We start from the raw sequence: 11,610 nt of genomic DNA on the forward strand, positions 1-11,610 counted from the left end.
TCTTATAGGACGATGGTAGAAGAAAGTGACATAGCGATCCAATCACATTTTTTCGATGTTTGATATTGATTCGAATATCACAACCGACGGAAAGCTGGGGATAACATCAACGTAAAAGACGCACACCATATAAGCTACCGGCAATGCCATCTGGTGGCGCAACAAACTTAATAAGCAAGGTGCCACCCGATGCTTGTACCAAATCTTGCGGCAAAATAAAATCTTGTGTGTAGACATCACTCTCGGCATTAGGGTTGATCGCTACCACTTGCCGCCACTGCTCATTAATCACCAGTTCAAAAGTCCTGCCAGCATCCTGTTTAGAAAAGCTCAAGCGCAGTGTTTTTGCTTCCTTCAATTTATCATTCAAAACGTAGCTAAACCATCCAGTCGCATGACGCCAACGTTTTCCCTGATTGATACCGGTATCTGCACCCTCTGCTTTAAATCCGTGATCAGACTCTGGTTGCTGCTCGCCGGGCGCGACTTGATCGATGGTGATGGCGTCGGTCGCGCGGCGCTCCGCTTCTGCTCCAACTAACAAACTTTGGAGCGCGCCTAATTGTGCGCTATCAGTAGTTGGCCAATACAACATATAGCGAGAATCATGCAAGCGGAAGAATGGGATCAAGACCAACTTCTCCGCATCTTTTCCCTGTATCAAACCCGGTGCTGTAAAGGTCAGCGATTTGCCAGCGACTGCTTTAAAACCTTGTGCTAAATGTTTTCTATTTTTTTCATCGATCACAAACACTGGAGCTAATTCTTGTGGACACACAGGACCAGAAGCAATATGCCCCATACGGCTATCATCGGCCAGAAAATTCAAGCTTTCATTTTCAAATAATGATGTCTTCGCCGCCAGTACAATGGGTCCATGCAAGACAGCGTAATAATTTGATTTTCCTGGCATGGCTTCCAGCTGCGTGCGCATAGGCAAGCGGATTTGAATTTGGTCCCCCTTGCGCCAGTTCCTCAACAGCGCTACATACGATCCTGGCTGAGCTTGATGATGAATGATTTTTTGATTGATACGGATTTCCAATTTCCCCGCTGCGACCCAAGATGGATAGCGCAGATGTACGCTAAAACGTTTGTCATTGTGGATGGTGATCGTGCTTTTTTCGCGATCGGGAAATTGTGTATTTTGGCTTATCTGTACGCCTTGTTCGCGCCAGTTTAAGGTGGAATTAACAAACAGATTCACGTAAAGATGATCTGCCCGCCGCGCATAAATAAACTCGCCATACTTAGCCTGGTTTTCTAATCCCGATCCCACACAACACCACATCGCCGTATCAACTTGCGAATAGACACGATAATGATTGGCGCGCATAGGGGTGAAGTAAACAAAACCGCCAGTCTCCGGACGCTGCGAGGACAAGATATGGTTATACAAGGCGCGCTCATAATAATCGCTATACTTTGTCTTGGCATCGTCCCGATTCTCGTCTTGAAACAGCAGCGCGGTCAACTTCAACATATTGTAGGTATTGCAGGTCTCTGGCCCTTCCACTTCATTGAGCATAGAAGAGAAATCCTGTGCATCATGAAAATGTTCTTTCACACTATTGCCGCCAATCGCCACACTGCGATGATCGTGCACGGTTTGCCAAAAAAATTGCGCAGCATCACGCCAGGACTGCTCGCCATTCACCTCGGCTATGCGCTGAAAACCGATCACTTTCGGGATTTGAGTATTCGCGTGCAAACCTGTCAATTGATCTGTTTTGCGTAACAGGCTCTGCAGCAATAGTTGGTGAGAAAAACGTTGTGCTAAGCGTAGATATTTTGGCTCGCCGGTGATCTCGGCCAGATCCGCAAAAATCTCATTCAAACCACCATGCTCACTTTTCAGCATGGTTTGCATTTGTGCTTCGCTCAAATAATCGGTCAAGGCCAATGACCAATCAGAAAACTTGATCCACATCTGCAAAGCGTCTTGATTCGCGGTGTAGCGCCATACGTCACGCAAGCCGGCAAAGGTTTTATGCAAGTTGTACCACGGCACCCACTTACCATTCACAGAAAAATTATCCGCCTGCACTTTTCCTTTTGCGATTTCCTGCCAAGCAGTATCACCACCGGGTATGCCGCCGAGATAGCCGTTGCCATTTTTCTCCTGACATTTTTTGAGTTCGGCGATAAAGTAATGTAAACGTGCGGCAATTTCCGCGTCACCGGTCGCTGCCAACATCATCGCTAGGGCAGATAAATAGTGTCCACCCATATGACCGTCTAGACCGCTAGATTCCCAATTGCCATAGCTATTTTTCAGCAATGGCAAACCAGCTTCACGCCGAAACGGCGCCAGCAATTTATCTGGATCTAAAGCGAGTAAATAGCGTAGATTCGTATTTTGGGCGTCGAGAAAAGGGCCTGCCTGTAGCCGCACATCTTTTAGTGGAAATAGGTTTACTTTTCCTTGCACCTGCTGAGTTTCCTGAGCGCTAGCAGTCAGGATGAGCTGCAACAGCAAGAAAATCAGAGACCGTGAAATCAACATGACTAAGCGCGAAAATTCGGATGATCGAGCAAATCCTGTCCACTGGCTTTATCCGGTGCTGTAAAAATAGTCGGGTCACTGAAAGTAATCTGGTCGATAGCCTGTAATTGGTCATCACTGAAACTCAGATTCTGCAGTGCGCCCAGGCTATCTTGCAATTGCTCGACGGTGCGTGCGCCGATTAAGGTCGAAGTCACGCGTGGATCACGCAAAGTCCAAGACAAGGCCATTTGTGCCAGGCTTTGTCCACGCTCTTGGGCAATTAAATTCAGCGCTTTGATGCGCTCTAAGGTCTGCGTATCCAGACCTGCGCGTACCCAATCGAGTCGCGCAGCTCTTGAGTCTGTAGGAATTTTATTTAAATATTTGTCGGTGAGAAAACCTTGTTGCAGGGGCGAGAAGACGATAGTACCTAGCCCACTGGCTTGATTCACCGCCAGCAGTTGCGGTTCTATCCAGCGATCTAAGAGACTGTAATTGGGTTGACTGATCGTTAAAGAAAGTCCCTCATTTTTTAAAAGCTCGACCGCTCGTGTAGTCAGTTCTGCGCCGTAGTTTGAAATGCCGACATATAGGGCTTTCCCTTGCCGCACCAACTGCGCCAAAGTGCTCATGGTTTCTTCCAATGGAATATAGGGATCAGGTCGATGACTGTAAAAAATATCGACGTAATCCAAACCCATTCTTTGCAGACTTTGATCGAGACTGGCGACCAGATGCTTTTTCGATCCGGTCATGCCACCATAGGGACCGGGCCACATATCCCAACCAGCCTTGCTGGATATAAGGATTTCATCGCGATAGGCTTTAAAATTGTCGGCGAAGATACGCCCAAAATTACGCTCGGCGGCACCAAATGGCGGACCATAATTATTCGCCAGATCAAAATGCGTAATGCCGTGATCAAAGGCGTAGCGCAACATCGCCGCTTGTGTGCTCAGCGGATTGATATCACCAAAGTTTTGCCACAGCCCGAGAGAAATGGCGGGCAATGGCAAACCACGAACACCACCTATGCAACGACGGTAGGGCATGGTTTCATAGCGACTGGGGCTGGGGGCGTAGTGCATTTGATTCCCTTTTTTTTTTGGTACTACTTTTTTGTCGACAGCAATTTACTCTGATAACTATCTAGCGCGTTTGCATCAACCACTGGCCATCCGTCCGCATTCCACTGCATTTCAAGGATTTTCAATTTCTGTAGATACTTATCGGCAGTTTCGTAAGCATGCAGTACCAGATAATCTTTGCCGCCAAAATGATAGGCGCTGTTGTGGCCTAGTCCTCGCCATGCCGCGTTACCTTGCAATAGCAAGCTGCCACCACCTTTCGCCATATCCCGGCCTGTTTTATCCAGGTATGGCCCAGTAACTTGCTTGGCGCGTCCAACGACTACATGGTAAGTACTGCCCTCGCCTTTACAACACAGGCCCCAAGAGACGAATAAATAGTAGTAATCGTTTTTCTTGAAAATAAACGGCGCTTCGATTTCAGCAGGGCCTGCGCTGGCATCGGGCGTAAAGGACAAGCGTTCACGTTGGGCTAGTGTGAACCAGACTTGCGGTTGCGCTAAAGCTGTCCAATTCTCATGTAATTTCACCAGCTTGATGCCATTCCAAAATGAGCCAAATGCCATCCATGCTTGTCCTTGACTATCGTTGATGATATTCGGATCAATCGCATTCCAATCATCGCGACCCGGAATCGACTGCAAGACCATACCCTGGTCTTGCCATTGGTAATCAGGGGAGCGTGGATTCAAAGTCTTGTTCACCGTAACGCCTATGCCCGAGGCATTTTTGCCGAAGCTCGATACTGAGTAATACAAATAGTAGCGCCCCTGATGAAACTGTATATCGGGCGCCCAGATATGGTCATTAAAGCCCGGCGCAGCGGCTTTGGCCCAAGCTGGTTCGCCAGCGAAAATACGTCCTTCGAGTTGCCAGTCAATTTTATTTTTTGAACTATAAAAAGTAATGCCAGGTCCAGTACTGAACAGATAATAGGTATCGCCTTCCTGTGCCATCACGGGATCATGTACACTAACTTGCGGTGCTTGCTGGGCTTGTTGTGCTTGAACTGGCGTCGTACAGCAAGCATAAGCCAGCGCCAGCGATAAAGTCACAAAACATATCCATCGATTTAAGTAAGTTACCTGCATATCAAAGTTCTCCACAATATTGTCGATGATGTTTACTACCAAAGGGCTTCACGGTCAGTTACCAATCCGCGCACCCCAAATCGACACACCCTCATTCGATTGCGCCGTAAAGCTAATCACAAAGGCATTCGCATTGGTATTCCATTGACGTGACAATACGCCTTTAAAAGTTCCATTGCTACCGAGTGTAATCGACATCTGATTATTCCCCTGATGAAGCCAACTGCCGGTCAGCGCCCCTGACACCGTGCCGTCTGCATTGAGTTTAATCTCTTGCGAAGTTTTGATCACCGCCGAAATGTCCTTGCCATGATTAATCATTTTATAGCTACCTAGCGCTTCGCTACTGCTAACGCTATTGCTCAAGGTGGGATTACTTTTACTTAGAGGTACATAGCGGAAAGGCGCGACCACTGGCCAGCCATCTGCATTTAAAAACATTTCATGCACGCGAATTTCATGCGCCTCACCCGTATTTGGGAAACGCGTATGAAACACAATGAAGTACTGATTGCTCGCCGCTTCATACAAGGCAGAAGCGCCGCCCGGCGAGACATAACCCAGCGCCGTGCCACTCTCGCCACTGGCCAATGCAAATTGATGATTGCCCATTAATTTTTGCGCAAAGGGTGCGATGGTCGCGTCGTCAAAAGCGAAGTTGCCCTTCACATTATTCATGTCATTTCCCTTGGCATCCAGATAAGGACCGTCGGGATTCACAGAGCGCGCAGCACGAATATTGTAGCCGCCGTTGGCATCAAGCCCACCGAAAGTAAATAGCATGTAGTAGTAATGAGTTTGTGGGCTATAGATAACGCTGGAGCCTTCAATGCGACTACTATTCCCTCCCATCAAATGCTTACCATAGCCTTGATTCGGCAGCGGCAATCCTGTGCTTTCATCCATAGAAAGAATGAAAATACCACCAGAGAAAGAGCCATAAATCATCCACAATTTATTACTGGCGTCATGGAATAAATAAGGATCGACGACATTTGGCTGGGTGTTGACGTTGTAACCCGCCACGCTACCACCAGATTTCAGGAAGATTTGCTTATTCACATACGGCCCTTCTATCTTATCAGCCACCGCGACACCGAGTGCCGACAAAGGGCTACTGCCCTGACAAGAGTTGTAGTACATATAGAATTTGCCATCGGCGAGCTGAATCACATACGGACGCCAAAGATCGACCACCGTCGACCAACTAAAGGTTTCCGCCAAAGCTTTGGTTACATCATTAAACAATGGATTGCTGGTAGTTACGCCGTCGGCCACTTTGGTCCAGTTCATCAAGTCGGTGGTTTTCGCGGCGGCTAAATGTGAACCGAATGAGTAATAGCTACTACCCACTTTGGTCACTGCCGGATCATGCACCGAGGCATTATTAAAACTCACTAACGGTGTAGGCGTGGTCGTCACTGGCGGCACCACCACAGACGATGGCGCATTACTGGCACCACCGCTACCGCCACCACAGGCCGCCAAGCTCAGGCTGGTCGTGATGGCGCATAAATGGCGAACCAGGATTCTATTCATGTTTGTTTTCAATTTAGTCTCGCTGTCATCTTGTCTATTTTTGCTGCGATATCTTTACTGCCACATCTTTCCTGCCACATCTTGCGGCAGCGTACGTGTAGTGAAGTATCGATGTCCGCACTTATTCAAGCCTCACGACCACCACTGACTTAGCTGGAATACTCAATTGCAATTTGCCCTCTTTCAGCTGCATCGCATTGGCATTCAGAACAACAGGCTGCACCGCTGCAGGATTAGCGAAAGTATTGTGCGCATCCATCGCCGTGGCTGTCAGTACCCGCCCCGTCAATTTGCTAATTTTCTCTCCAGTCAAATTGACTTCGACTTCAGCCGCCTGATTTGGATTGGTATTCACCAGTGACAAAACCAATTTGCCATCCACAGCACGTGCCGATGATGCGCTGATGGTAGGAATACTGGTTTTTCCCAAACGATAGTCGGGATTGTTTTTGATCGTTAAAGGCAGGAATTGCGCGTTTTGGAAAGGCACATACATTTCAAAAACATGGTAAGTTGGCGTCAATAACATTTTGTCTTTTTCAGTCAAAATCATGGCCTGTAATACATTAACCATCTGCGCGATATTCGTCATCTTGACGCGTTCTGCATGACTGTGAAAAATATTGAAATTCAAAGCAGCGACCAAGGCATCACGCAGGCTATTTTGCTGGTACAGGAAACCGGCATTGGTGCCAGGTTCCACGTCATACCAAGTGCCCCATTCGTCGACGTTAAACGACAATTTATTTTGTGGATCGTTCTTCACTAATTTCGCCAAATTATTCTTAATCAGGCTATCCATGCGCAAAGTATTTTTTAGTGTAGATATCCATTGATCTTCAGCAAAGCCTGTTGCTGCGCCTTTCTTTTCCCAGACCCCAGTCGGTACCGTGTAGTAGTGAAAACTGAGGCCATCAAAACGCATATTCCATTGTTCATGGATATTTTTTGACAGGTAGTCAGTCCATGTTGTGTCGTCATCATGCCCACCGCTGGCGATGATCTTCGGCATGTAGTCTTTAGGCGCTTTTAAGAAGCTGGCGTACTGGTTATACAGGCTGGTGTAATGCTGCACGGTCATATTGCCGCCGCAACCCCAGGCTTCATTTCCGACACCAAAGAAATCGACTTTAAATGGTTTATCACGACCATGTTTGCGACGCAATTCGGCCAGACTGGATTTGCCATCGCCCGTCAGATATTCCATCCACTCTGCCATCTCTTGCGGCGTACCTGAACCGAGATTGCCATTCACATAGGTGTCTGCACCTAACTGGTCAGCCAGATCAAAAAATTCATGCGTACCCACCGCATTGCGTTCTTCCACATTGCCCCAATTGGTATTCATTTTGACTGGACGCTGTTCACGTGCGCCGATACCGTCGCGCCAGTGATATTCATCCGCGAAACAACCACCAGGCCAACGCACCAACGGCACATGCATTTTCTTCAAGGCGCCGATCACATCATTACGCCAGCCGCGCGTATTCGGAATGGGTGATTCTGGTCCAACCCACATGCCTTCATACACACCCGTGCCCAGATGTTCGGCGAACTGGCCGTAGATATTTTTGTTAATCACGGGCCCCGTTTTTTTTGTATCAATCGTGATTTGTACTGCTGCTTTCTGTGGCGTTTGTGCCGCTGTCGTTGCTGTAGTCGCGCTGGCGGAAAACGATCCACCTAATGTACTGAGGGTACTGAGGGTACTGATGATGGTCGCTGCAATTATTTTTTGATGAAATGAGTTCATGCTAGTCTCCTAAATTTTTGAATTTATGTTTAGTCTGATACTTGTATTAATCGCGCTAATTTGCGCTTTGAATCAAAAAATTGGTCAAAAAAAATCATGTGTGAAGCCGCACCGCCCGCGATATCGCAAAGCTGCGTGTTCAATACTCAATCAGAGAATTTGGCTTATAAAATGACGCTGCCAGAGCGGATATTTCTATGGTTCTGGATTAGGCTCAAGCTCAGACTTAGACCCAGCCTGCGTCAACAATAAATTCTTGTGCAGTACACATGGCACTATCGTCCGCCGCCAAAAACAAGACCATGGATGCGATATGTTGCGGCATGAGTTTTCCCGGTAAACATTGATTCTTTTTGATCTCGACCTCGGCTGCATCATTCACCCATAGATCGACTTGACGTTGCGTCATCACCCAACCCGGCGTGACCGTATTCACACGTATGCCATGTGCACCAAAATCACGTGCCAGACCACGAGTCAAACCCACGACCGCAGCTTTGGCTGTCGCATACACTGGATAACCAGCACCTTTAATATGCCAAGAAATAGAGCTGATGTTGATGATGGAGCCACCACCTTTGCGCTTCATGCCCGGCAATACTGCCTGACAAGCAAAGAACATAGGGCGCTGATTAATCGCGATGCGTTCGTTCCAATACTCCAGCGTCACTTCTTCGGTTTGATGGCGTTGATCATTCGCAGCATTATTCACCAGCACGTCAAAGTCACCGATCACGTCGACCATGCTCGCCATTGTTCTTTGCAGAGCGGGAATATCCGTGATATCGCAATATTCGAACAACGGGGTCAGATAGCCTGCATCTTTTAAGCGTTGACATAAAGCGCTGCTAGCATCTCGTGCAATATCGACAAACGCCACCTGTGCACCTTGCGCTGCGAAGGCGGTCACAATTTCTTCACCGATACCACTGCCACCACCGGTTACAAATACTCGTTTGCCAGCGAGGCTACCGAACTTGGCTAGTTGCGTCATGCTATCTCCATTCTAATTTTACTAATCATTCCTGCATTCCTAAACTTTACCCAACACATTATCAAACCGACGCCAAATACCCAAGGGATTCTTATCGCGCAAAGCTGGTGCAAGCAAAGCTTGTGGCATATTTTGATATGAAACTGGACGCAGAAAACGCTGGATAGCGGCAGTACCGACCGATGTACTACGACCATCTGAGGTCGCCGGAAAAGGTCCACCATGCACCATCGCACTGGCAACTTCAACGCCAGTTGGAAAGCCGTTGACCAAGATCCGCCCCACTTTGCGTTCTAGTACTGGCAACAAGTCTTGTGCGGCTGCGTAGTCTTCTTCTTCCAATTGCAAAGTCGCGGTCAATTGACCTTCTAGCTTTTCGGCAATCTGACGCATTTCGGCCAGATCTTCGCAGGCGATCAACAAAGCAGCAGGGCCAAAAATCTCATTATGCAAAACACGCTGCGTCAGAAAAGTCTTTGCACTAGTCACGAATAATGCTGCACCGGCTTTGCCTGTGCTTGCTGCTACATGCGCTAAAGTCTTAACATCCGTTTGTTGTGCCAAGGTTTGCACGCCTGCTTGATAACTATTCGCGATACCTGCTGTCAGCATCGTTGCGGCTGGCGTCGGTGCCAGCGCAGCCGCAGCCTCTACAGCGAAACGTTCAAATTCGCTGCCCTGTATACCCAGTACTAAGCCAGGATTGGTACAGAATTGACCAACACCCATTGTCAACGAAGTGGCGAAACCTTGCGCGATTGCAGTACCACGCTGTGCCAACGCATGCGGCAACAGAAATACTGGGTTGATACTACTCATCTCCGCATACACAGGTATCGGTTGCGCTCTACTTGCCGCTACCGCCATCAAAGCCATGCCGCCTTGACGTGAGCCAGTAAAACCGACAGCCTGTATCGCCGGATGTGCAACCAAAGTCTGACCTATGCCATTGCCAGTGCCTGTCAACAAGGCAAACACGCCAGCCGGCAACTGACAACGCGATACTGCTTGCACGATTGCGCGTGCAACTAATTCTGAAGTGCCAGGATGTGCAGAGTGAGCTTTCAATACCACTGGACAACCGGCAGCAAATGCGGATGCGGTATCACCACCGGCGACTGAAAATGCTAGCGGAAAATTACTCGCTGCAAAGACCGCTACCGGGCCCAATGCGATCATGCGCAAGCGCAAGTCTGGGCGTGGTGGCGAACGTTCTGGTAATGCGCTGTCGATACGCACATCGCGCCAAGATCCTTCGCGTAACAATTCTGCGAACAACTTCAGTTGATTAACAGTGCGGCCGCGCTCACCTTCCAAACGCAATCGCGGCAATCCGGTTTCCGCCATGGCGCGCTGTATCAGGCTGTCACCCAATGCGACAATTTCTTCGGCAATGGTTTCTAAAAATACCGCTCTTTGCTCATCCGTGGTTTCGCGAAAATGATCAAACGCAGCACTAGCTAGTTGGCAGGCTTCATCGATTTGCTGCGCGTCAACAGTAAAAAAAGCTGGCTCTAGCGAGACTTGTTGATCTGGGTCAAAAGCCAAAAATGCACTGCCATTCCCTTTAACTTCAAGCCCGCCGATGTTGGCTAATCCACTAATCATCATAAAGCCTTGACCTCGGTGTAATGACTAGCGACAAGGTCTAATCGATTGCGCAGTGCTGGCCCGAACGTCGCCGATTCCACTTCAAAAGTCTCACCCGCCTGTACACTAATACTATCCGCAAAACTCAAAGTCGCCGTACCGAAAAAATGAATATGCACATCACCAGGACGATTGAATAAGGCATATTTAAAATGGTGATATTCCAAATTCGCAATCGTGTGCGACATATTTTGCTCGCCACTGACAAAGGCTTTTTCCCAACGTAACTGACCTTGCTGATCATAAATACGCGAGGTACCGCTAACATGCGCTGGCAAGTCACCCACTAATAAAGCTGGGCCGACGCCACACATACGCAGCTTAGAATGCGCCAGATATAAATAATTCTGACGTTCCGTAATATGATCAGAAAATTCATTACCTATAGCAAAACCTACGCGATAGGCATGTCCATCGTCCCCAATCACATACAGACCTGCAATCTCCGGCTCTTCACCACCATCCAATGCAAAATCTGGCATACGCAGCGGCTGCTCACTGGCACAAACCACCGAGCCATCGCCCTTATAAAACCATTCTGGCTGCACACCTCGCTGACCTTGTGCTGGCTTACCGCCTTCTACGCCCATACGAAACATTTTCATACTATCGCTCAAGGTATCGACATCGCCGCCGATTTTTTTATGCATCGCGTCGCGCGTATCGGCGCTACCTAGATGGGTTAAGCCTGTGCCCGTCACATAACAATGTGCCGCATCTGCGTGGTCTAGCGGCGCTAACAAGCGCCCCGCGGCAGCAAGGTCTTGATAAGCATGTTTGCGCTGCCCTCTCGACTTGTCTGCTAATTCTGCCAGACTTATTTTTTGTTGGATCGCGGCACGTGCCAGATCATAAGTCGTGGTGTACGTATCTAAAACGTGTAAAGTCATCTGCTCCAATACACCAACACAACGACTGCCTGCTTCATCGATAAATTGCACGAGTAACATGGTTTCTCCGTAAGGATATTTTTTTTAATGTAAATGTTAAATGCGATTATTTTTTGT

The 11,610-nt window shown here is 48.2% G+C and carries 8 protein-coding genes; all 8 read right to left on the reverse strand.

Annotated features, from left to right (window positions below):
• Positions 1–106: 106 nt before the first annotated feature.
• Positions 107–2,506, reverse strand: coding sequence for a beta-L-arabinofuranosidase domain-containing protein (locus tag ACO0KW_RS06465; protein WP_423051751.1), 2,400 nt, complete (start codon positions 2,504–2,506; stop codon positions 107–109).
• Positions 2,507–2,508: 2 nt separating this feature from the next.
• The gene (locus ACO0KW_RS06470; protein WP_423051753.1) at positions 2,509–3,576 is read right to left on the reverse strand and encodes an aldo/keto reductase; all 1,068 of its coding nucleotides are present in this window, start codon (positions 3,574–3,576) and stop codon (positions 2,509–2,511) included.
• Positions 3,577–3,599: 23 nt separating this feature from the next.
• A complete protein-coding gene (locus ACO0KW_RS06475; protein ID WP_423051755.1) occupies positions 3,600–4,667 on the reverse strand; it encodes an arabinan endo-1,5-alpha-L-arabinosidase in 1,068 nt (355 codons plus the stop codon).
• Between the two features lie 54 nt (positions 4,668–4,721).
• Complete coding sequence (locus ACO0KW_RS06480) at positions 4,722–6,206, reverse strand: glycoside hydrolase family 43 protein (RefSeq protein ID WP_423051757.1); 1,485 nt, start codon at positions 6,204–6,206, stop codon at positions 4,722–4,724.
• 121 nt (positions 6,207–6,327) lie between these two features.
• Positions 6,328–7,959 (reverse strand): alpha-N-arabinofuranosidase, encoded by a 1,632-nt coding sequence (locus tag ACO0KW_RS06485; RefSeq protein WP_423051759.1) that lies wholly within the window; start codon positions 7,957–7,959, stop codon positions 6,328–6,330.
• A gap of 226 nt (positions 7,960–8,185) precedes the next feature.
• A complete protein-coding gene (locus ACO0KW_RS06490) occupies positions 8,186–8,953 on the reverse strand; it encodes an SDR family NAD(P)-dependent oxidoreductase (RefSeq protein WP_423051761.1) in 768 nt (255 codons plus the stop codon).
• Between the two features lie 39 nt (positions 8,954–8,992).
• Positions 8,993–10,564, reverse strand: coding sequence for an aldehyde dehydrogenase (NADP(+)) (locus tag ACO0KW_RS06495; RefSeq protein ID WP_423051763.1), 1,572 nt, complete (start codon positions 10,562–10,564; stop codon positions 8,993–8,995).
• Entirely contained in the window at positions 10,561–11,553 is a 993-nt protein-coding gene (araD1, locus tag ACO0KW_RS06500; protein ID WP_423051765.1) for an AraD1 family protein, read from the reverse strand. Before araD1 ends, ACO0KW_RS06495 begins: the two co-directional genes overlap by 4 nt.
• Positions 11,554–11,610: the final 57 nt, after the last annotated feature.

Origin of the sequence: Undibacterium sp. Ji22W, from assembly GCF_049340305.1 — a bacterium.
Classification (GTDB): domain Bacteria; phylum Pseudomonadota; class Gammaproteobacteria; order Burkholderiales; family Burkholderiaceae_D; genus Undibacterium.